This window comes from Caballeronia grimmiae (genome assembly GCF_022879615.1).
In the GTDB taxonomy this organism is placed as follows: domain Bacteria; phylum Pseudomonadota; class Gammaproteobacteria; order Burkholderiales; family Burkholderiaceae; genus Caballeronia; species Caballeronia grimmiae.
Window position 1 is genome coordinate 940,139 of the sequence record NZ_CP084271.1, and the last position, 22,097, is coordinate 962,235.

Below are 22,097 nucleotides of genomic sequence, written 5' to 3' on the forward strand. Positions count from 1 at the left end.
ATTCACGATTCCCGGATCTCCGATGGTCACTCATCCTCATCTCCTCGCCGCCGTCGACCTCGGATCGAACAGCTTCCGGCTGATCGTCGGACGCGTCGAGGAAACGCCCGCGGGCAGCCAGATCTATCAGGTCGACGCATTGCGGGAACCCGTGCGGCTCGCGGCGGGATTGTCGCGCGACAAGATGCTCGACCGTGCGTCGCAATTGCGCGGCTGGGAGGCGCTCAAGCGCTTCGGCGAGCGTCTGCGCGACTTCCATCCGGATCAGGTGCGCGCGGTCGCCACGAACACGCTGCGGGTCGCGAAGAACGCGCACGACTTTCTCCTCGAAGCCGAGAACGCGCTCGGGTTTCCGATCGAAGTGATCGCGGGCCGCGAGGAGGCGCGCCTCATCTATGCGGGCGCGGCGCATTCGGTGCCGGCGAGCGCGGGCAAGCGGCTCGTGGTGGATATCGGCGGGGGATCGACGGAATTCATCATCGGCTCGCATTACACGCCGATCCACATGGAAAGCCTGTATATCGGGTGCGTGAGCCACAGCCGCCAGTTTTTCCCGGCCGGCAACGTCGACGAATTCACGATGCGTCAGGCCGAACTCGCCGCCAAGCGCGAGATCCAGATCATCTCGCGCGAATACAAGCAGACCGGCTGGGATCAGGCGATCGGTTCGTCCGGCACGGCGCGCGCGCTCGCCGAACTGGTCGAAGCAAACGGCTTCAACGATGCGCAATACACGCACGGCATTTCACGCGGCGGCCTCGAACGGTTGAAACGCGCGCTGATCAAGGCGGAGAACGTCAATCGCCTGAAGCTCGTCGCGCTGAAGCCCGACCGCATTCCGGTGCTGGCGGGTGGGTTGTCGATCATGCTGGGCGTGTTCGAGGAACTGGGCATCGATTACGTCGATACCACCGACGGCGCCTTGCGTCTCGGCGTGCTCTACGATCTGCTCGGCCGTTCGCAGCATCAGGACATGCGCACGGTGACGGTGGAAGGGTTCAAGCGCCGGTATGGCGTCGATGCCGCGCAGGCCGATCGCATCGGCGATCTCGCGATCAGCTTCTACGATCAGCTCGGCGAACCGGACGCCGAGCGTCGCCAGGAAAATCGCATGTTTCTCGCGTGGGCGGCGTCGCTGCACGAGATCGGCTTGTCGATTGCGCATAGCGCGTATCACAAGCATTCGGCCTACATCGCGAGCAACGCGGACATGCCCGGCTTCTCGCGCACGGATCAGGCGCGGCTCGCGGCGCTCGTGCTCGGCCACGCGGGCAAGCTCGGCAAGCTCGCGCAGGCGAGAGACGTCGACTGGACGCTGCTCTTTTGCCTGCGCCTTGCGGCATTGCTGTCTCGGCGCCGGACGGACGTGGGGCTGCCCGGCATCGAAGTGAGGGCGGCGGCGGGCGGCTTCGAAGTGCGTCTGCCGAGCCAGTGGGTGACCAACAACCCGCTCACCGATTACAGCCTCGTCCAGGAAGCGATGGAATGGGAGAAGATCGGACGCCCGTATCGCGTGGTCTATACGGGCGAATGAGCGGTTGAGCGGTTGCGGCTTTCAGCGCGCGGTATCGCCGATGAAATGCCGCGCGTAACGCGCGTTGATGTCGGACAGGCGGAACAGCGTCAGAAAGTCCGCCGTGTTGAAATCGGGGTCCCACGCGGGCGCGCCGCAAATCTTCGCGCCAAGGCGCAGATAGCCTTTGACGAGCGGCGGCGCGTTGACGGCCACGCCCGTTTGCAGGTCGTCCACCGGCAGCGGCGTGTGCGGGAAGGCGCGGTATTCCGGCGCGGCGAGCGCATCGGCGGATAACGAGTGATACAGATTCGCCGCGTAATGACCGCCGTCGTTCATGCCGACGCTCGCGCATCCGAGCATCGTCTCGTAGCCGTTTTGCATCATGTAGGCGGCGAGCCCGCCCCATAGCGACATGATGACCGCGCCGCTGCGATAGTCGGCGTGCACGCACGAGCGTCCCACTTCGACGAGTTTCGGACGAAGATGCGTAAGGCGCGAGACATCGAATTCGCTTTCCGCGTACAGCCGTCCGATGCGCGCGGCCTGATGCGGCGGCAGCACGCGATACGTGCCGACCACTTTCAGCGTGTCGAGATCGCGCACGAGCAGGTGATCGCAGTAGGCGTCGAATTCGTCGACATCGAGACCGGCGCGGCCGGACAGACGCGCGCCCATTTCATCCGAGAACACGCGATAGCGCAGTCGCTGGGCTTCGCGCAGCGCGTCGTCGGAACGCGCCCACGCGACTTGCAGACGGTGCTGGCTGGTGACGGTTTCCGCGGTGCGCGGAAGGTGACGGCGCGAATGGACGGGCGTCGGCAGATCTTGCATGGGCGTTCCTCGGCAGGACGTGGCTTGTAGTCCCCGCCAATGTAGTAACGCCGGGTGACGCTCGCATGGCTTCGCAATGACGTTTCGATGAAACGACACACGCGCCACGTGGTCCCGCTACAGCATGTCCGGATTCATCACCGCGCGCAGCACGATCTGGCCGTCACCGCCGCGCGTGCGCCCCTGGAACCACCAGATGCCCGTCTTCTTGATCGGCCATTCCGCTTCGTGCCCGGTCATGAGCAGCGCGGCGACGCGCCCGAGCGTGGGCTGATGGCCGACGATCACGACCGTCCCGGCGGCGCCCTCCGGCCACCCTGCGGCATCGAGCGCGTGCTGGGCGGACTTGCCTGGCGCGAGGTCGTCGACGACGCGATAGCGGTCGCCGAACGCCTCGACGGTCTGGATGGTGCGCGTCGCGGGACTCGCGAGGAAGAGCGCGTCATCGTCGATACGCGCCTTCAGCCACTTCGCGATGCCTTGCGCCTGCTTGCGCCCGCGCGGCGTCAGTTGGCGCGCGAGGTCGCTCGACGCCTGATCTTCGGCTTCGGCGTGACGCCACAGAATGAGGTTCATCGATCGTCTCCGTGAGAGGGGTCTTGTGCCTTCGACCTTGCATAGAACGATACGCGCCAGGGCCGCATTGCGGTTATCAATCATCGACGCTACAATACGCGGCTTGTCGGAGCGTAGCGCAGCCTGGTAGCGCATCTGATTTGGGATCAGAGGGTCGAAGGTTCGAATCCTTTCGCTCCGACCACGAAACAAACGAAGGGGTTACAAGTCACGGCTTGTAACCCTTTTGTCTTTTCGACACTCGCCAAGAGGCCTCATGCCGCGTTACGTCCTGTCCCTCGCCGTCACCGCTCTCGCTGCGCTCACGCTCTCCGCGTGCGCCGATTCTTCCGATCACCGCAAGCATCCGCCGCAGGATCCGCCCGATTATCACGGCGTGCCGACCGACACGCGTCCGCCGTCGATGCAGGCCGCGCCATCGCAGCCGAAGTAACGAAAACGTGGCGCCGCGATGACCGAATCGGTCATCGCTACTTGACGAAAGCCTCTAGCTGTCGCACAAGCGAAATATTTGCCACGCGGCTAATATCGGACACCTTGTTGCAAATCGGTGCCGTCATGAATTTGCTGTGGGTTTTTGCTGCCGTGGCCCCTGTCGCGCTCGCTTCGCTCGTTGCGTTCGCCGCGCATATCGATCCGTTGTCGGGGCGCTGGCGAACGCGGGCGGGCAGGCGCCGCGACGGCGAGCCGTCGGAGGCATGAGCGTTCAGGCGTCACTGCTTGCAGCGAATCACCATCGAACGATTCTTGATGTTCGCACCGAAGATGCCCGCCACCGATCCGCCCGCAGTCGCGCCGCTGTCGGCGTCCTTCGAGATCACGTCGTAGCCGTACGCGCCGCATACTTCGCCCGCCTGCTTGTAGCAGGCCGCCCAGCTCGTGCTGGCGTCGCCGCCGCTGCAGTTGATGGCGAAGCCGGTATCACCCGAGGGCAGGTAAGTCATCGTCGCGTTGTGGGCGCAGCCGCCCAGCGTCGCGATCGAGGCGGCAGCGGCCAATACCGCGAACATCGCGGCTGTGTTCATCTTCTTCGCCAATCTCATTCCTCTTCCTCAGAACGCCGTCACATGTTCAGCGCGGCGGCAGATAGCGCGACGGGTCCGTCGAACGGCCCATGTAGCGCACTTCGAAATGCAGCATCGTGCGATCGCTGTCCGTGTCGCCCATTTCGGCGATCTGCTGTCCCTTCTGCACGGTCTGGCCTTCCTTGACCAGCAGCGTCTTGTTGTGGGCGTAGGCGGTCAGATAGTCGTCGTTGTGCTTCACGATCAACATGTTCCCATAGCCGCGCAAGCCGTTGCCCGCATAGACGACATTGCCCGCCGCCGCCGCGACGACCGGCGTGCCCGCCGCATTCGCGATGTCGATCCCCTTCGAGTTCTTGCCGTCGAAGCCGCGAATCACCGTGCCTTGCGCGGGCCAGGACATCGCCATGGCGGGAGCGGGTGTGCTGGATGCGCGCGCGTCGGCTGCGGCGTCGCTCCTGGCCGCGCTCGAACCGCTGGCGCCGCTGGAACCGCCGGCACCGATCGAACCGCTGGAACGGCCCGCTGCTGCGGCGCTGCCGGCGGGCGGCTCGATGCGCAGCACTTGCCCGACTTCGATTGCATCCGGATTCGCGAGCCCGTTCCAGCGCGTGATGTTCTTGACCGACGTGCGATTGTCACGCGCGATCTTGAGCAGCGTATCGCCCCGCTGCACGCGGTAGAACCCCGGCGCGACCGGTCCGGAGCCGCAGGCGGTGAGCGCGGCGGTGAGCAACGCGCAGACGAACAGTCGACTTCTTTTACGCAAAACCTGACCTCGCAAAGCGCCGCCGGACAACCGTTGGCCCGGCGGATCGAAACGCAGGATTCTACCGTTTCGAGTTTCGTCCGACAGAACGCCGGCATGGCTTCGCGTGCGCGTTACGCCGTCGGGGTGACGACGAGCCTCAGCAACGCGGTCTCCGTCTTGCCAGGCGCAAGCCAGCGCAACCCGCGCCCGTTATGGATGGCGTCGGGCAGGCCGGTCCAAGGTTCGACGCAATAGAAGTCCGCCGTGCGGGACTCGGTCCACGTGGTGACGGCATGCCACGGCACCGAATCCGGCTGATGCAGTTCGAAGCTGACGACGCGTTTGAGGCCGGGCGTCACGAGCCGCACCGGTTCGTCGGAGGGTCCTGTGAGGCAATGAAAACAATCGATGATGCTGTCGTCGCTCAGTGCGTATCGCGGCGCGCCCGGTTCGGCTTCGGTGATCGAACCATCCGCCCGTTGCCGCCGCCGTTCGGTGCGCGGCAGCTCCACGCTGCTATCGCCGCGCTGGGCGTGCGGCAGATGAAAGTAGAAGTGATGTCCCGTGTAGTACGGCAACGCGACTTCGCCGGGATTCGACGTGGTGAGTTCGACTTCGAGCGTGGTCGCATCGACGAGGCGGTACGCCGCTTCGAAGCGAAACGCGAACGGATAGCCTTCGCGGGTCGCGTCGCTGTCGACGAGCGTCATGCGCAAGCCGTGTCCGTCGGCATCGCGTGTGGCGGAGAAGGGCAGGTTGCGCGCGAAGCCATGCGTCGGCAGCGAATGGACGACGCCGTCCGCATCGCGCCATTTGCCGATTTCGCCATCGACGAAATGCCGCCCGAGGAAGGGAAACAGTAACGGATTGCCGCCGCGGATTTTGGCTGCGTTCGACCAGGCGGCGTCATCGAGCGGATCGGGCCAGTGGATGACCGGTTCGCCGCCGACGCGCCAGGTCATGAGCCGGCCGCCCGCGTGGGGCGCGAGCTGGATGACGGCGCCGTCGCGCTCGATTTCGATGATGTCTTTCTCGGATGACATGGTGGCAACGCACTCCGTCGAAGGGCGGCGCGCGGCTTGAGGATTGAGCCGGCGACTGGTTACGGGATCCGCCGATTCTGCCTCGCTTTTTCATGCGGAGAAACCCTCTGCGGGAAATTGCGACTTTCAAAGGGAAATGCAATGTGTTGTTATATCCTCCGAATGTTGGGAATCAGACGGACAGGAGTCGTTATGGATCTGGCGATGGCGATGGGCGTTGCGATGTTCGGCCTCTTCGGCGCGAGCACGGCAGTCTTCCTCTATAAGCTCAAGGGCTGATTCAGATCGCGAGTCACTGCGATTCTTTCGTTTTCCTTTGTATTGGCTTGCAGGTATTTTCTCTTTCGCCGACGGTTTGCTGTCGGCGTCTTCTTGTGTGCGCATAGCGCTTGGCGGTCCATTTGCCCCTAGGCATAATCGGGTCCGGCTTGCGCGCTGCACCATTTCTTTAGCCCTTCCTCGACGCTCTTGACTCGGGAAGCGGCTGCGGCGCGTCCTCTCTCCTCTTCACGACAAGGACCGTCGCGTGACTCTCTGGTTTCTCGTTTTTCTCAGTGTGCTTCAGGGCGTGACCGAACTATTTCCGGTCAGCAGTCTGGGCCATACGTTGCTCGTGCCCGGCGTGATCGGCATGCATATCGACAAGCATGCGCCGCAGTTGCTGCCATTTCTGGTTGCGCTGCATCTCGGCACGGCGGTCGCGTTGCTCTGGTATTTCCGCAAGCGCTGGATTGCGCTGATCGGCGGCTGGTTAGCATCGCTCGGCGGTCGCCGCAACGACGATGGCCACATGATGTGGGCGCTCATCATCGGCACGATTCCGACCGGCATCGTGGGCCTCGTGCTCGAAAAGCGGCTCGAGACGATCTTTCACGACTTGCGGATCGTTTCGGCGGCGTTGATCGTCAACGGCGTGCTGCTGTGGGTGGGCGATCGCTTGCAACGCAACCGTGCATCGCGTGCGCCGGAAAAGCTCACGTTCAAGCAGGCGTTTCTCGTCGGGTTGGCGCAGATCGGCGCGCTGATTCCGGGCTTCTCGCGCAGCGGCCTGACGATGATCGCGGGCGTCGGCGCGGGCCTGACGGCGGAAGCGGCGGCGGAGTTTTCGTTTTTGCTCGGCACGCCGATCATTTTCGCGGCGGGTGTGCTGGAATTGCCGAAGCTCTTTCACGCGCCGGGGCAACTGTCCGATGCGTTGCTGGGCGGCGTGCTGACGGGCATTGCGGCTTATCTGAGCGTGCGGTTCCTGATGCGCTACTTCGAAGGTCACGGCAAGCTGGCGTCGTTCGGCGTGTATTGCGTGATTGCGGGTGTGTTCTTTCTTGGCTGGTTCATGACGCACGCCCAGGCGGTGTGACGACGGCTAGACGCGCGGCAGGGCGGATGAGGTAAAATCCCGGGTTCTCTGCTGCGCGATACCCGCCCTTAGCTCAGTTGGATAGAGCAACGGCCTTCTAAGCCGTAGGTCACACGTTCGAATCGTGTAGGGCGGGCCAAGGAATCAATCAGTTAGCCCAGTCCGTGTGACTGGGCTTTTTGTTTTCGGGGCTTCGTGTAGGCGCCATGTAACCCGTAGCGGGCAACGCGCACTGCATTGCATGAGGCGCGCTCCGCCTTTTGCCTTCGGCATTGCGCACGCCTGACCGTGTGCTATCTGTCGCCTCGTTGCATTTTGTCTTCCTCCAAAGGTCATCAATAAACGCCCAACGCTACGCCCTCGACCTTGCCGAGCTCGCTCGCGCATGGGTGGGAAGCGGCCTATCTCGGAACCGACTTGCTGGAACAGCGCCGCCCGTTAATGGAAGCGTGGGCGGCACAAGTTCGCGCCAAACGAGTCCACGTTAGCAAATCGTCACAAAGTGACACGCATCAACGAACGTCGATTCGCCTCCCGATAGGATCAGTAATCCTTTCTAAGAATGGAGGTGACATGTCGTTTCCCGAATGGGGATATTCATGCAACGCGCTTTATATGCCGCTTACGAGCGACTGGCAATGCTCCCTTGTCCCGATCCGCGACATGCAGGACGTTGATCGCGGCTGGAAGCTCTCCTATGAGGAGCGTCAAAAAGCACTCAAGGAGCGCGAAGAGCAGATCGAGCAAGGCCGGCAAGACTTCGACCGGATGTTCCGGGTGTCCATCGACCGCCGCGCTGCGCGCGCCTGTAGCGACTTCAGCGCATATGCGGCCTTTATCAGGGAACAGTTGTGCATCTCGGGATTGTCCGCACCGGTCGATGGGGACGACGTCACGCGCATCCTTCGCGATGCGGTACGGGATGGTCAACTTGTTCCTGCCATTGACCGTGCGTGGCGGGGTAGTCGGCGGGTTGCCCGTCATTATGCGCCGCAAAGCTGGCCGAAGCGGGCACCCGATCCGAAGCCTACCGTCTACGGGGTCCGTGATGGCAAGTATTCACCGCTCGATGCGAACGGTGCCTTCGCCGATGACACGCCATACGTGTCCAGTCGGCTTGCGGCCAAAGCTGCTGCTAACGCGGTCAGCAGCGGCGGGGCCAGCGGTAGCGGCGGCGGCTTCGACTGGCTTGGCACTGCGGAAGCAGTAGCCGGGGCCGTGCTCGGTGGCGCGGGTTCAAGCGACGATGTTGGCGGCGATTCGATGCTCAAGAACTTCGGAGATACTGACGGTGGCGAAGGCGGTTCGTTGCTCGGGGACGCGCAGCCGTTCGAGTATCAGCCGGACACGCTCAGTGATGAAGTTATAGAGCTTGCAGGTAGTCAAGGTACGCCCGGTAACAATCAGGCGCAGAACAAGCAAACTAATGACATTGCTAGAATTTTGCGCCTGACTCCCAGTCAATCTCGGCAGCTTCACGATGAAATTTCGGGCGAGGGTCTTGGCTATCACGAAATCATGGAGCGCGCGAAGGACATGTTTAATCTTTGGTAAAGCGCTTACGGGATAATTTGATGATTGATTCTGGAAAGGAAATCGAGCGGCGACTCTCGGTACTCCAAGGATTAGAGTTGAGCAGCGTAAATCATGCTGCCGATATGCTCACCCTGGGATTCGGTGCGCTACGACCTGTGACTAACTTTCGAGGGGCCGTGAAATATGTCGGCGCGTGGGCGCTTCATATCCAATGCGCATGGCGACTTGAAAAAGCTGGCCGCGTTGCTGCAACAGAGGGTGATCTTCGAGGAGGAGATGAGAAGGCGAGCGCGACCACTGAGCGCATTCAACGGTTGTTACTCGGAGATGCCTTTGCACCAACTGTTGAGTCTGTAACAGTAAACGAATCGAGTGGCTTATTGCTTTCTCTGTCGTTTGATTTGCGTCTCACAGTTATCCCCGATGTACCGCAGGACGGCGAGGATTGGCGTTTTTTCGCGCCCGGAGTCAGCACAGCGCATTTGGTCATCACAGACGGCAAGATTGCCCCTGAGTCCTTCGATTGACACGGCATTACTCTTTGCTGAGGAAAGTCGATCAGAACAAATCTTCACGTCATCGTAGAAATCTGCTTACGAGATCGTGTCGTATTCTGTGAAGTCCGGCGCGTGGTGTGCCAGGGACAGGTTTGACGGCCTGTAGCTGTTCTTCTTCAACCCGTGACCGCCTACGCAATGTAGGCGGCGCGCAATGCTGTGCCGCGCGCGCCCTCCGAACAAAGGCGCTGTGTTGTTTTTGGTTCGCCTGTGGGCGGGCCAGTCGCATCGAGGGTTGCGATATCTAACCGTGGCCGGTCTCACTTCTTGGCGTCCTGTCATTGCGATGCACGGCAGTCAGATCGCGGTGCATTCGTCATCCCGACACGCCCCAGTTGCCGCCGATCGGCTTCCTGACTAGCGCTTGGATCGCCGGACCGGAAGCACACACGCCGCTGATACTCGGCTTTGCCTGCACTCAAATTCCGGACTACCTACCGGCAACGCGCTGCCATTCATGTGCCCATGTTGCTCATCTCGAGAGCAACCGATGACCATGCAGCAAGCGTTTCATCCTGCTCCCGACAATGGGCCTGCCGCGCAAACCCGCGGTACCTTCCCGCCACTGGCCCAGTTCCTGCCACCACTTTCCACATCGGCCCCTGCAGGGCGCGATTCACGCACACCCCGACCCAACCCGGTGCACTCATGCATCGCGATAAAGCGCCATGCACCGGACGCACCGTCGAAGGAGGGCGATCTTGAACAACCGGGCATACGAAACCAGTCCGGCGCAATGCTCGCTATGGAACCGCAAGCGGCTGCGCGTGGAACCCGATTCGCGTCGCGTGGTCGTCGCGCTCACCGAGCGCGCGCTCGGCGAATCGCTTGTCTCGCTCTTCGATCTGAAGGGCTTCCCTTCGCGATACGCGCCCGACGTGTCATCGCTGAAACGCAGCATCGGCGAATGGCGTCCGCATGCGGTGTTCGTCGATACGCGCATCGGCGGTTGCGGCAACTATGCGCTCGTGCGCGAGCTGCGCAGCCGCCACGATGATGACGCGAAGCGCCTCGTCATCGCGATGAGCGCCTTTCTGCCCGAGGAACCGCTCGCGCATCTCAAGGAAGCAGGCTACGACGGACACTGCCGCCGGCCTTGTCCCGTATGGCAGATGACCGATATCCTCGACGCCTTCTTCACCACCCATCCGCCACGCTAATCCCACGCCAAAGCAAAACGGGCCGCATCTCAACGATAGCGGCCCGCCCCCAACTACGACCCTCTTACTGCGAGAAATCCAGCGCGCTCGTCAGATCGCCCATCGGCTTCGCACCGTTTGCGGTCAGCGCGGCGTCGCGGGCGGCGATACCCGGCAGCGTCGGCAGCGAATAGCGTTTCGTGATGAAGCGCAGGATCGACGTCGTATCGTACTGCGTATGATCGACGAATCCCTTCTTCGCGTACGGCGACACGATCAGCGCGGGAATGCGCGTGCCCGGACCCCAGCGATCGCCCTTCGGCGGGGACACGTGATCCCAGAAGCCGCCGTTTTCATCGTACGTCACGATGACGACCATGTTCTTCCACTGTGGACTCTTCTGCAGATGCGTGATGAGATCCGCAATGTGCTGATCGCCCGACGCGACATCCGTATAACCCGCGTGCTCGTTCAGGTTGCCCTGCGGCTTGTAGAACGACACTTGCGGCAGCGTGCCTGCGTCGATCGCCTTGATGAACTCCGAGCCGTTCGTGCCGCCATCGAGCAAGTGCTGCGCGCGATTGGCCGTGCCCGGTGCAAGGTCCGCGAAGTAGTTGAACGGCTGATGATGCGTCTGGAAGTTCGGCACCGAATTCGGCGACCCGCCGATGACCGAACGATTCGCCAGCGCCGCGCCCCACGAGCCGCCGTACCACGCCCAGCTCACGCCCGCCTTGTTCAGCAGATCGCCGATGTGCGTCGATGTTTGCGGCGGCAGCGTCGTCGCGGCGGACGGATCCGCGAGCGTCGCATCGCCGCCGGAAGCCGGTGCATTGCCGCTCGGCTGATACGGCGGCTGCATCGTGTTCACCGCGTAGAAGTCGGGCGTCAGGTTGCCCGAATTAACGTACTTCGGCGCGCCGCTGAGCGCGGACGCCGGACTATTCGATGCGAGCGTCAGCGATACGCCATCCGCATTGACGACCGAAATCGAGCCCTTGGCAACGCTCTTGTCCGCGTTGGGGTACGTCGGCGTGCACGCGCAGACGAGCCACTGGTGATTCAGGAACGAGCCGCCGAACGCGCCCATGAAGAAGTTGTCGGCGAGCGTGTATTGCTGCGCCACTTTCCAGAGCGGCAGTTTCGTGGGCGGCGTGCTGTAGTGGCCCATCACGAGACCGCCCGAGTCGGCCCATGCGGCGAACTTGTCGTTCTTGCCGCCATCGATCTGCATCTGGTTCTCGTAGAAGCGGTGATACAAGTCGCGCGTCGTGACGGAAAGCGGCGTGTTGAAGCCGTTCGGATCGTCGATCGCGAAGGGCGCGTTCGGCAGGTTCGCCGTCATCGCTTCGCCGATCGCGGGCGTCACGCCCGTCGCGGTCAGGCCCGACCAGATCTTCGGCAAGGTCGCGAGAACGGTGCCGTCGCGATCGAGCTGCTGCGCGCTCGCGGCCGTCACGCTCTGCAGGCCGTTCGCGCCGGGAAAGCTGCCATAGAGGTTGTCGAAGCTGCGGTTCTCCGCATAGATCACCACGACGTTCTTCACGGATGAGATATCGTCGCTGCGATGATCGTCGCCGCCGCATGCGTTCAGTCCGAATGCGAGCGCCGCAGCGATCGGCACCGCGCAAACGAGTTTCTTGTTCATTAGGCTCTCTCTTGTGTTGGGGAGCCGGCGCATGACGTGAGTCCGTCGCATCGACGAGGCTTTTTGCCCGCCGGCGTGCGCAGTGTGCGGCCGCTCTTTTACGCCGGTATGTAATGGCGCTTTCGGCGATGTAATGTTCGCTTAACATTCCCCGCTCACGCAGCGGATATGACGGAATCAAGGCTTGTCATATCGGAGCAACAAAGGCCGCATACCCTTCGCGTCTCTTCGGCTTCTCTTCTTCTCGTTCATGCCTTCGATGCGTCTTCCGTTCGTTCTGTGTGCAATCGCGCTCGCTGCGTCGTCGGCGGCATTGAGCGGATGCGATTCGCGGCAGGCCAATGCAGCAACGAACCCGCCGACGCAAGGGCAATCGCGCGCCGAAGTCTTCGCGCATGTGAAGATGATGTCGTCCATCGGCGAGAAGCTCTTCTTCGATCCCGCGCTGTCCGGCTCGGGCAAGCTCGCGTGCGCGTCGTGCCATAGCCCGGGGCATGCGTTCGGTCCGCCTAACGCGCTGTCGGTGCAGCTCGGCGGCAGCGACATGCATCGCTCGGGCTTTCGGGCGGTGCCTTCGCTGAAGTACCTGCAATCGGTGCCGCAGTTCACCGAGCATTTCCACGATTCCGACGACGAAGGCGACGAAAGCGTCGATGCCGGCCCGACTGGCGGACTCACCTGGGATGGCCGCGTCGATCATGGCGCGGATCAGGCGCGCATTCCGTTGCTGTCGTCGTTCGAAATGGGCAGCACGCCGGCGAAGGTCGCGCAATCGGTGAAGGCCTCGCCGTATGCGGACGATTTCCGTCGCGCATTCGGCGCGAACGTCTTCGATAGCGATGACAACACGTTCAAGGGGGTGCTTGCCTCGCTCGAAGCGTTCGAGCAGACGCCGCAGAAGTTCTTCCCCTACACGAGCAAATTTGATGCGTTCCTCGCCGGCCGCGCGAAGCTCAACGATGCCGAACTGCACGGCCTGCAGCTTTTCAACGACGAGAAGAAGGGCAACTGTGCGGCCTGCCATATCAGCCAGCGCGCGAAAGACGGCTCGCCGCCGCAGTTCAGCGACTTCGGGCTGATCGCGATCGGCGTGCTTCGCAACCGCGCGTTGCCGGTCAACAAGGACGCGAATTTCCACGATCTCGGCGCATGCGGTCCCGAGCGCACGGATCTCAAGGGCCGCGCTGAATTCTGCGGCCTGTTCCGCACGCCGTCGCTGCGCAACGTCGCGACTCGCAAGACGTTCTTCCATAACGGCATCTACCATTCGCTGGACGATGTCGTGCGCTTTTACGTGCAGCGCGATACGAACCCGGAGAAGTTCTATCCGGTATCGAAGAAGGGCGTCGTGCAGAAGTTCGATGACCTGCCCCGCCGCTATTGGGACAACATCAACACCGAGCCGCCGTTCGATCGCAAGCGCGGCGACAAGCCCGCACTCGACGATGCCGAAATCAAGGATGTCGTCGCGTTTCTCGGCACGCTCACCGACGGCTACGATCCCGCCAGGGACAAGGACGCGCAGAAGGGCACGGCGGTGCAGGACATGAAGGCGTCCGCGAACTGACGGGAGGCAGAGCGCGCCAACGCCTCATGCTATCCTCGTTGCGTTCCGGCGGGCCGCCGCCGGATCACCTTGCAACGAGGAGATTTTCCATGTCGATTCATCAACGAGCGCTTGCTCGAGCCTGCATCCGGACGATCGCGGCCGCCGCGCTCGCTGCGTCGAGCGCAGGCGCATTCGCCGCCAATCTCGGCTTTCTGAACAATACGCCGATCACCTATATGAAGCAGCGCGACTTGCAGGCCCTCAACAAGGCCGCTCAAGTCGCGCTCGACTCAAAGAAGCCCGGCGAATCGCTCGACTGGAACAACGAGGGCGCGGGCAACCCGGTGCCGGTCAACGGCACCGTGACGCCGCACGAAACCTTCGAAGCGGACGGCATGCAATGCCGGAAGGTCACGCTCGTCGCGAACGCGAAAGGGCAAACGCAGACCTGGACGCCCACGGCCTGCAAGCAGGCCGACGGCAAGTGGAAGCTCAGGAAGCAATGATCGCGGCCGGAGTTGACGCGCGATGACCGGCCGCACCGTATCGTGCGGCGTGGTCATCCTGAACGCACACGGCGATGTGCTGCTCTGCCACGCGACCGAAACCACGCATTGGGACGTGCCCAAGGGCCAGGCCGATCCCGGCGAAAGTCCGCGCGATGCCGCGTTGCGCGAACTCGTCGAGGAGACGGGCATCGTGCTGTCGCCGGAACGGCTCGCGCATCTGAAGGATCTGGGGCGCTTTGTCTATCGGCGGGACAAGGACCTGCATCTGTTCGCCGTGCGCGTGGCGGACGGCGAGGTGGACCTCGCGAAGTGCGTGTGCGAGTCCTATTTCCCGCGCTATGGCGACGGCACGATGATCCCCGAAATGGATGCTTACCGCTGGGTCAGCCCGGACGACGTCGACCGCTTTGCGAGCCGCAGCCTCGCGCGCCTCTTTCAAAGCACGCTGTCGCTTGCCGAGCTGAACGAAGCGCTCGACTGAACGAGGCCGAGACGGGAATCAGTCGATCGTGCGGTCGTTGGGATTCGCGAAAAGCGCTTTCATCTCCGCCGACATCGGGAATTGCAGGTTGATGCCGGCCGGCGGGATCGGCTGCATGAACCAGGCATCGTAGAGCTTCGTGGCTTCGCCGGAGCGCTGCATGTTCGCGATCACGTCGTCGACGATGCGCTTGAACACGGGATCGCCCTTGCGCATCATGCAGCCGTACGTCTCGTTCGCAAGCGATTCGCCCGTCACCATGTATTCATGGCGCGCCGCGCCTTGCTCGGCGATTTGCCCGTACAGCAGCGGATCGTCCATCACGAACGCGACGGCGCGATCGTTCTTCAGCGCGGCGAAGCCTTCGGCGTGATCGCGCGCACTGATGATGCGCATGTTGAGCTTGCGCTCCATCGTCATTTGCCGAAGGATGCGCTCGTCGGATGTGCCCGCCGTCGTCGCGACGGTCTTGCCCGCGAGATCGGCGTAATCGCGAATGCCCGATTTGCGCTTCACCGCCATGCGGATGCCGTATCGAAAGAAGCTGTTCGAGAACGCGACGAGCGGATCGCGTTCCGCGAGATGCGCAGTCGACCCGCATTCGAGATCGACCTGATTGTTGACCACGTACGAGATGCGGTTCGCGGACGTCACGACCACGTGCTTCACCGTGAGATTCGGCATCATGAGCCGGCGCTTGACCTCGTCGACGACCTTGAGCGCGATCGCATACGAGTAGCCCGTCGGCTGCTGCTTGACCATGTACGAAAACGGAATCGACGATTCCCGCGCGCCGAGCACGATCGCGCCGTTCTCCGCGATCTTGCGCAGCGTCGCCGACGGCGGCATGTGATCGACGAGCGCCTGCGCCGAGCTGATCTCGCTAGCGGTGGCGGCATGAACGGGAAGGGCCGCGAACGAGAGCGCGGCGGCAATCGCGCATGAAACGCGCTGCGCGCGCAGGCGGCGGGGCAAGGGGCAATGCGGCAGCTTCATGATGTCCTCGCTTGAAGCGGCGGGGTCTTGCTCGACTTCGTTGCGGCAGGCGGACGCCGCATGGCCGTGCGGCGTCCTTCAGGCGATGCGGCCGGCCTCAGGCCGGCTTGCCCCAGCTGTCGCGCAGGCTGACGATGCGGTTGAACACCGGCTTGCCCGGCTGCGAATCGACGCGATCCGCGACGAAGTAGCCGTGCCGCTCGAACTGGAAGCGATCTTCGGGCAACGCTTCGCGGGCGCTCGGTTCGAGATACGCGTTCACGACGCGCTTCGATGCCGGGTTGAGCGCATCCAGGAACTCCGCGCCACCCGCGCCGGGCTGCGGTTCCTTGAACAGCCGGTCGTAGATGCGGACTTCGGCGGCATAGGCCGTGGCCGCGCTGACCCAGTGAATCGTGCCTTTCACCTTGTACGCGTTCGCGCCATCCGTGCCGGACTTGCTGTCGGGGAAGTAGTTGCAGTGGACGGCGATCACGTTGCCGTTCTCGTCCTTGTCCGCGCCGGTGCATTCCACGACGAAGCCGTATTTGAGGCGCACCTTGTTGCCGGGGAACAGGCGGAAGTAGCCCTTAGGCGGCGTTTCCTGGAAGTCTTCGCGCTCGATCCACAGCTCGCGCGAGAACGGGAAGGTGCGTGTGCCGCGATCCGCATGATGCGGATGCACCGGTGCGCTGCACTCGTCGGTCTGTCCTTCCGGATAGTTGTCGATAATGAGCTTCAGCGGATCGAGCACGGCGATCGCGCGGGGCGCTTTTTCGTCGAGATCGTCGCGCAGCGCGCCTTCGAGGATGCTCATGTCGATCCACGAATCGACCTTCGTCACGCCGACGCGCTCCACCATCAGCCGGATGCTTTCCGGCGTGAAGCCGCGCCGCCGCACGCCGACGATGGTCGGCATGCGCGGATCGTCCCAGCCTTCGACGTGATTGTCCTGCACGAGCTGCAGCAGCTTGCGCTTGCTGGTGATCGCATACGTGAGGTTCAACCGCGAAAACTCGATTTGCTGCGGCAGCGGACGCGCGAACACGCCGTCATCGGCGAGCTGCGCAAGGAACCAGTCGTAAAGCGGCCGATGATCCTCGAATTCCAGCGTGCACAGCGAGTGCGTGATGTTCTCGAGCGCATCCGATACGCAGTGCGCGTAGTCGTACATCGGGTAGATGCACCACTTGTCGCCCGTGCGGTAATGATGCGCGAAGCGGATGCGGTAGATCACCGGATCGCGCATGTTGAAGTTCGGCGACGCCATGTCGATCTTCGCGCGCAGCACGTGCTCGCCTTCCTTGAACTCGCCCGCCTTCATGCGGCGGAAGAGGTCAAGGTTTTCCTCGGGCGTGCGGCTGCGATACGGCGAGTTGATGCCGGCTTCGGTGGCCGAGCCGCGCGTCGCGCGCATCTCTTCGGCGGTCTGGCTGTCGACATACGCCTGGCCTTTTTCGATGAGCTTCTCGGCGAACTCATACAGCTTGTCGTAGTAGTCGCTCGCGAAGTACTTGTGCTCGCGGCCGTCCTTGTTCCAGTCGAAGCCGAGCCACTTCACGGCGTCGATGATGGAATCGACGTATTCGACGCTTTCCTTCTCGGGATTCGTATCGTCGAAACGCAGGTGGCAGACGCCGCCATAGTCCGCGGCCAGCCCGAAGTTCACGCAGATGCTCTTCGCATGGCCGATGTGCAGGTAGCCGTTCGGCTCGGGCGGAAAGCGCGTCTCGACGCGCTGCGCCCATTTGCCCGAGCGGTTGTCGTCTTCGATGATGTTGCGGATGAAATTGGATGGCGCCGGGGCGTCGTTGCGATCGGTGTTCATGCGGAGAAGAGTGCCAACGTGCTGCTGCGTGGGGAATCGGTTCGGGAAACGTTCGTCGCGGCTAGAACGCGTTCGAATCCATTGAATATCGGGACGATTCTACCTTACGCAACCGCGACGGGCGTGGTTCCGGCGTCAGGCGGCGGGATGGCGAGCGCGCCGATCGTAACGACGGTAACGGGACGTAAATCGGCTTGTGGGCGGCGTTCGGAGAAATTTAAGATCGCGTCGCCAAGTCCGATTCCGGCCGCTTTCGAAAGTGCCGTGATGCCGGACGCAGGACGGACAAGACATCACAACGACAACACAAGGATTTCGACCATGAAGAAGATCGCCATCACGACCATGAAGCTCGCGGCTGCCGCTGCACTCGTCTCCAGCCTCGCCGCGTGCTCGGGATTGTCGCGCCAGCAGGCTCACGCGGCCATCGGCGCGGGCGCGGGCGGCGCGCTCGGCTACGTGCTGACGGGCGGGCCCGTGGGGACCATCGCGGGCGCGGCGGCGGGCGGCCTGATCGGTGCGGGGACGCGGTAAGGACGCGCTAAGGGCGCGGTAAGGACGCATGATGCCGATGCGCTCCGGCGCCGGCCGGCGGGAGCGCGTCGCACCGAGCCTCAGATCACCTTCGCTTCCCGCAACTGCGCGATCCGCGCCTCGTCGTACCCCAGCACGTCCGACAGCACGCCGGCCGTATGCTCGCCCAGCATCGGCGGATGCGTGCGCGCTTCGGGCGGCGTCGCGCTCATCTTGATCGGACTGGCGACGAGCTTCACCGCGCCCGCTTCGGGATGCGGCAGGTCGATCTGCATCTGACGGGCGATCACCTGAGGGTCGTCGAAGACTTCGCCGAGATCGTTGATCGGCCCGCACGGCACGCCCGCCGCTTCGAGCGCCGCGAGCCATTCGTGCTTGCCGCGCGCACGCACCATGTCCGCGAGGATCGGCACGAGCACGTCGCGGTTGCGCACGCGCGACGGGTTGGCCGCGAAGCGCGCATCGTCGGCGAGTTCGGCGCGTCCGCCGGCTTCGACGAACTTGCGGAACTGGCCATCGTTGCCGACGGCGACGATGATCCATCCATCGCTCGTCTGGAACGTCTGATACGGCACGATGTTCGGATGCGCGTTGCCCCAGCGCACCGGCGGCTTGCCGCTCGCCAAAAAATTCGTGTTCATGTTCGCGAGCATCGCGACCTGGACATCGAGCAGCGCCATGTCGATGTATTGCCCTTCGCCCGTCCGGTCGCGATGCGCCAGCGCCGCAAGCACGCCGACTGTCGCGTACATGCCGGTCATCAGATCGGCGATCGCGACGCCGGCCTTCTGCGGCCCGCCGCCCGGCTGGCCGTCACGCTCGCCGGTGATGCTCATGAAGCCGCCGATGCCCTGAATGATGAAGTCGTAGCCCGCGCGCTGCGCATACGGCCCCGTCTGCCCGAAGCCCGTCACCGAGCAATAGACGATGTCCGGCTTCACCGCTTTCAGCGACGCGTAGTCGAGCCCGTACTTCTTCAACTGGCCGACCTTGTAGTTCTCCAGCACGACATCGCTCTGTGCGGCCAGTTCGCGCACGATGCGCTGGCCTTCGGGCGTGGCGATATCGACCGTCACCGAACGCTTGTTGCGGTTCGCCGCGAGGTAATAGGCGGCTTCGCGGGTGTCCGCGCCATCGGCTGTCTTCAGGTACGGCGGACCCCAATGACGCGTGTCGTCGCCGGTTTGCGGCCGCTCGATCTTGATGACGTCCGCGCCGAGGTCGCTCAAGGTCTGGGCGCACCACGGCCCCGCCAGCACGCGGGTGAGGTCTAGTACGCGGATGTGACTTAACGCTCCCACAGGCTTTGTCTCCGGTTTTTGTTCGGTTTCGACTGCTCAACGGTGGTTGAGCGGGCCAGGTGCAAGCTTAACGCAGCAGGGTTGACGGGCGCGGTGGCAACGGGCCAATCCCGTATAATCAAAAACTTACTTTTAGTCTTGCCGAAGCCCCGGTTCACGGGCTTCGAAAAGGCTTCGTCAGAAAACCAGCAGAAACGCAAAAAGCCCCGTACGCCATGAAAGCCGCCGAAATACGCGAGAAATTCCTGAAGTTTTTCGAATCGAAGGGTCATACGATCGTCCGCTCGTCGAGCCTCGTGCCCGGCAACGACCCGACGCTGCTTTTCACCAACTCGGGCATGGTCCAGTTCAAGGACGTGTTCCTCGGCGCGGAATCGCGGCCCTATTCGCGGGCGACCACCGCGCAGCGCAGCGTGCGCGCGGGCGGCAAGCATAACGATCTCGAGAACGTCGGCTATACCGCGCGTCATCACACGTTCTTCGAGATGCTCGGCAACTTCTCGTTCGGCGACTACTTCAAGCGCGACGCCATCCACTATTGCTGGGAGCTGTTGACCAAGGTCTACATGCTGCCGCCGGAGAAGCTCACCGTCACCGTCTATCAGGAAGACGACGAAGCCTTCGACATCTGGGCGAAGGAAATCGGCGTGCCGGTCGAGCGCATCATTCGCATCGGCGATAACAAGGGCGCGCGCTACGCATCGGACAACTTCTGGCAGATGGCCGACACCGGCCCGTGCGGTCCGTGCTCCGAAGTGTTCTACGACCACGGCCCGGAAATCTGGGGCGGCCCGCCGGGATCGCCTGAGGAAGACGGCGACCGCTTCATCGAGATCTGGAATCTCGTGTTCATGCAGTTCAACCGCGACGCCCAGGGCAACATGACGCCGCTGCCCAAGCAGTGCGTCGATACCGGCATGGGCCTCGAGCGTCTCGCAGCGGTGCTGCAGCACGTGCACAGCAACTACGAGATCGATCTCTTTCAGACGCTCATCAAGGCCGCCGCCCGCGAAACCAGCACGGCCGACCTCGAGAACAACTCGCTGAAGGTCATCGCCGACCATATCCGCGCGTGCTCGTTCCTGATCGTCGACGGCGTGATCCCCGGCAACGAAGGCCGCGGCTATGTGCTGCGCCGTATCGTGCGCCGCGCGATCCGCCACGGCTACAAGCTCGGCAAGAAGGGCGCGTTCTTCCACAAGCTGGTGGCCGATCTCGTCGCCGAGATGGGCGCGGCGTATCCGGAACTGAAGGATGCGCAGCAGCGCGTGACCGACGTGCTTCGCCAGGAAGAAGAGCGCTTCTTCGAGACGATCGAACACGGCATGTCGATCCTCGAAGGCGAACTCGCCGAACTGGAAAAGAAGGGCGTCAAGCAACTGGACGGCGAACTCGCGTTCAAGCTGCACGACACCTACGGCTTCCCGCTCGATCTGACCGCGGACGTGTGCCGCGAGCGCGGCGTGACCGTCGACGAACCCGCGTTCGACGACGCAATGGCCCGCCAGCGCGATCAGGCCCGCGCGGCCGGCAAGTTCAAGCTCGCAGCGGGGCTGGAGTACTCGGGCGCGAAGACCACGTTCCACGGCTACGAAAAGGACATCTTCGACGACGCGAAAATCGTCGCGATCTATGTCGAAGGCGCATCGGTGAAGGAGGCGGCTCACGGCCAGCAGGCCGTCGTCGTGCTGGATCACACGCCGTTCTACGCGGAATCCGGCGGTCAGGCGGGCGATCAGGGCGTGCTCGTGAACGCCGCCACGCGCTTCGAAGTGGCCGACACGCTGAAGGTGCAAGCGGATGTCGTCGGCCATCACGGCACGGTTGCACAAGGCACGCTGAAGGTCGGCGACGTGGTGAAGGCGCAGATCGACGCCATCCGCCGCGCCCGCACCGCGCGCAATCACTCGGCCACGCACCTGATGCACAAGGCGTTGCGCGAAGTGCTCGGCGGCCACGTGCAGCAGAAAGGCTCGCTCGTCGATGCCGATAAAACCCGCTTCGACTTCGCGCACAACGCGCCGATGACGGACGACGAAATCCGCCGCGTCGAGGAAATCGTCAATGCGGAAATCATCGCGAATGCGCCGGGCGTCGTGCGCGTGATGCCTTACGACGAAGCCGTGAAGGGCGGCGCAATGGCGCTCTTCGGCGAGAAATACGGCGACACCGTGCGCGTGCTCGACCTCGGCTTCTCGCGCGAACTGTGCGGCGGCACGCACGTTCAGCGCACCGGCGACATCGGCTTCTTCAAGATCGTGATGGAAGGCGGCGTGGCGGCGGGCATTCGCCGCGTCGAAGCCATCACCGGCGACAACGCCGTGCGCTACGTGCAGGAACTCGACGCGCGCATCAACGCCGCCGCGAACGTGCTGAAGGCGCAGCCCGCCGAACTCACGCAGCGCATCGCGCAGGTTCAGGAGCACGTGAAGTCGCTGGAGAAGGAACTGTCGGCGCTCAAGTCGAAGCTCGCATCGAGCCAGGGCGATGAGCTCGTCTCGCAAGCCGTCGACGTGGCCGGCGTGCAGGTGCTCGCCGCGCAACTCGAAGGCGCCGACGTAAAGACGCTGCGCGAAACCGTCGATAAGCTGAAGGACAAGCTAAAGAGCGCGGCCATCGTGCTCGCTTCGGTCGACGGCGGCAAGGTCAGCCTGATCGCAGGCGTGACGCCGGATGCGTCGAAGAAGGTGAAGGCGGGCGAACTCGTCAACTTCGTCGCGCAGCAAGTGGGCGGCAAGGGCGGCGGACGTCCCGACATGGCGCAAGCGGGCGGCACTGAGCCGTCGAAGCTGCCGGCGGCGCTCGCCGGCGTGACGGGCTGGGTGCAGCAGCAGCTCTGAGCATCGCGGTAAGCAGCAAGCAGGATGAAGCGGCCCGGTCGGCTTACGTCGACCGGGCCGTTTTGCATTACGGTTTGTCAGGCACAGCGCGTGCAAATGGT

Annotated in this window: 20 protein-coding genes and 2 tRNA genes; 13 read left to right on the forward strand and 9 right to left on the reverse strand. The window is 63.3% G+C overall.

Features of this window, described 5'->3' with window-relative positions; genetic code table 11:
• Positions 1-22 precede the first annotated feature (22 nt).
• Positions 23-1,534: an exopolyphosphatase gene (gene ppx / locus LDZ21_RS04490; protein ID WP_035959541.1), complete on the forward strand. Its 1,512-nt coding sequence runs from the start codon at positions 23-25 to the stop codon at positions 1,532-1,534.
• Positions 1,535-1,555: 21 nt separating this feature from the next.
• Here the strand turns inward: ppx and LDZ21_RS04495 are convergent, their stop codons facing one another.
• Positions 1,556-2,347, reverse strand: coding sequence for a GNAT family N-acetyltransferase (locus LDZ21_RS04495; RefSeq protein WP_244794383.1), 792 nt, complete (start codon positions 2,345-2,347; stop codon positions 1,556-1,558).
• Positions 2,348-2,464: 117 nt separating this feature from the next.
• Entirely contained in the window at positions 2,465-2,923 is a 459-nt protein-coding gene (locus tag LDZ21_RS04500; RefSeq protein WP_244794384.1) for a SixA phosphatase family protein, read from the reverse strand.
• 107 nt (positions 2,924-3,030) lie between these two features.
• On the opposite strand from LDZ21_RS04500, the gene LDZ21_RS04505 reads away from it, so the two are divergent.
• Positions 3,031-3,107 (forward strand) — tRNA-Pro (locus tag LDZ21_RS04505).
• Between the two features lie 72 nt (positions 3,108-3,179).
• Positions 3,180-3,356, forward strand: coding sequence for a hypothetical protein (locus tag LDZ21_RS04510; protein WP_244794385.1), 177 nt, complete (start codon positions 3,180-3,182; stop codon positions 3,354-3,356).
• 280 nt (positions 3,357-3,636) lie between these two features.
• Here LDZ21_RS04510 and LDZ21_RS04515 read toward each other — a convergent pair whose 3' ends face one another.
• The 3 genes from LDZ21_RS04515 to LDZ21_RS04525 all read right to left on the reverse strand — a co-directional run bounded on the left by LDZ21_RS04515 (position 3,637) and on the right by LDZ21_RS04525 (position 5,742).
• The gene (locus LDZ21_RS04515) at positions 3,637-3,948 is read right to left on the reverse strand and encodes a hypothetical protein (protein ID WP_035959843.1); all 312 of its coding nucleotides are present in this window, start codon (positions 3,946-3,948) and stop codon (positions 3,637-3,639) included.
• A gap of 46 nt (positions 3,949-3,994) precedes the next feature.
• Entirely contained in the window at positions 3,995-4,717 is a 723-nt protein-coding gene (locus LDZ21_RS04520; RefSeq protein WP_244794386.1) for a peptidoglycan DD-metalloendopeptidase family protein, read from the reverse strand.
• Between the two features lie 113 nt (positions 4,718-4,830).
• The gene (locus LDZ21_RS04525; protein WP_244794387.1) at positions 4,831-5,742 is read right to left on the reverse strand and encodes an aldose epimerase family protein; all 912 of its coding nucleotides are present in this window, start codon (positions 5,740-5,742) and stop codon (positions 4,831-4,833) included.
• A gap of 526 nt (positions 5,743-6,268) precedes the next feature.
• On the opposite strand from LDZ21_RS04525, the gene LDZ21_RS04530 reads away from it, so the two are divergent.
• The 5 genes from LDZ21_RS04530 to LDZ21_RS04550 all read left to right on the forward strand — a co-directional run bounded on the left by LDZ21_RS04530 (position 6,269) and on the right by LDZ21_RS04550 (position 10,352).
• Positions 6,269-7,099: an undecaprenyl-diphosphate phosphatase gene (locus LDZ21_RS04530; RefSeq protein WP_244794388.1), complete on the forward strand. Its 831-nt coding sequence runs from the start codon at positions 6,269-6,271 to the stop codon at positions 7,097-7,099.
• Positions 7,100-7,161: 62 nt separating this feature from the next.
• Positions 7,162-7,238, forward strand: a tRNA-Arg gene (locus LDZ21_RS04535).
• 434 nt (positions 7,239-7,672) lie between these two features.
• Entirely contained in the window at positions 7,673-8,653 is a 981-nt protein-coding gene (locus LDZ21_RS04540; protein ID WP_244794389.1) for a hypothetical protein, read from the forward strand.
• A 20-nt stretch (positions 8,654-8,673) separates the two neighbouring features.
• Positions 8,674-9,162, forward strand: coding sequence for a hypothetical protein (locus tag LDZ21_RS04545; protein WP_244794390.1), 489 nt, complete (start codon positions 8,674-8,676; stop codon positions 9,160-9,162).
• Positions 9,163-9,893: 731 nt separating this feature from the next.
• Positions 9,894-10,352, forward strand: a complete 459-nt coding sequence (locus LDZ21_RS04550; RefSeq protein ID WP_244794391.1) for a response regulator — start codon at positions 9,894-9,896, stop codon at positions 10,350-10,352.
• Positions 10,353-10,416: 64 nt separating this feature from the next.
• Here the strand turns inward: LDZ21_RS04550 and LDZ21_RS04555 are convergent, their stop codons facing one another.
• Entirely contained in the window at positions 10,417-11,979 is a 1,563-nt protein-coding gene (locus LDZ21_RS04555) for an acid phosphatase (RefSeq protein ID WP_244794392.1), read from the reverse strand.
• A gap of 250 nt (positions 11,980-12,229) precedes the next feature.
• Between LDZ21_RS04555 and LDZ21_RS04560 the strand changes: the two genes are divergently transcribed.
• The 3 genes from LDZ21_RS04560 (at position 12,230) to LDZ21_RS04570 (ending at position 14,518) form a co-directional block, all read left to right on the forward strand.
• Entirely contained in the window at positions 12,230-13,546 is a 1,317-nt protein-coding gene (locus LDZ21_RS04560; RefSeq protein WP_404980565.1) for a cytochrome-c peroxidase, read from the forward strand.
• Positions 13,547-13,635: 89 nt separating this feature from the next.
• Complete coding sequence (locus LDZ21_RS04565) at positions 13,636-14,034, forward strand: RT0821/Lpp0805 family surface protein (RefSeq protein ID WP_035959527.1); 399 nt, start codon at positions 13,636-13,638, stop codon at positions 14,032-14,034.
• 22 nt (positions 14,035-14,056) lie between these two features.
• Entirely contained in the window at positions 14,057-14,518 is a 462-nt protein-coding gene (locus tag LDZ21_RS04570) for an NUDIX hydrolase (protein ID WP_244794394.1), read from the forward strand.
• Positions 14,519-14,536: 18 nt separating this feature from the next.
• Here the strand turns inward: LDZ21_RS04570 and LDZ21_RS04575 are convergent, their stop codons facing one another.
• Both LDZ21_RS04575 and LDZ21_RS04580 read right to left on the reverse strand, forming a co-directional pair.
• The gene (locus LDZ21_RS04575) at positions 14,537-15,514 is read right to left on the reverse strand and encodes a transporter substrate-binding domain-containing protein (protein ID WP_244794395.1); all 978 of its coding nucleotides are present in this window, start codon (positions 15,512-15,514) and stop codon (positions 14,537-14,539) included.
• A 97-nt stretch (positions 15,515-15,611) separates the two neighbouring features.
• Positions 15,612-17,321, reverse strand: a complete 1,710-nt coding sequence (locus LDZ21_RS04580; protein ID WP_244794396.1) for a glutamine--tRNA ligase/YqeY domain fusion protein — start codon at positions 17,319-17,321, stop codon at positions 15,612-15,614.
• Positions 17,322-17,642: 321 nt separating this feature from the next.
• Between LDZ21_RS04580 and LDZ21_RS04585 the strand changes: the two genes are divergently transcribed.
• Complete coding sequence (locus LDZ21_RS04585) at positions 17,643-17,855, forward strand: hypothetical protein (protein WP_035959522.1); 213 nt, start codon at positions 17,643-17,645, stop codon at positions 17,853-17,855.
• A gap of 80 nt (positions 17,856-17,935) precedes the next feature.
• On the opposite strand, the gene LDZ21_RS04590 is transcribed toward LDZ21_RS04585, so the two are convergent.
• Entirely contained in the window at positions 17,936-19,156 is a 1,221-nt protein-coding gene (locus LDZ21_RS04590; protein WP_244794397.1) for a CaiB/BaiF CoA transferase family protein, read from the reverse strand.
• Positions 19,157-19,371: 215 nt separating this feature from the next.
• Here LDZ21_RS04590 and alaS point away from each other — a divergent pair, with 215 nt between their 5' ends.
• The gene (alaS, locus tag LDZ21_RS04595) at positions 19,372-21,996 is read left to right on the forward strand and encodes an alanine--tRNA ligase (RefSeq protein ID WP_244794398.1); all 2,625 of its coding nucleotides are present in this window, start codon (positions 19,372-19,374) and stop codon (positions 21,994-21,996) included.
• Positions 21,997-22,097: the final 101 nt, after the last annotated feature.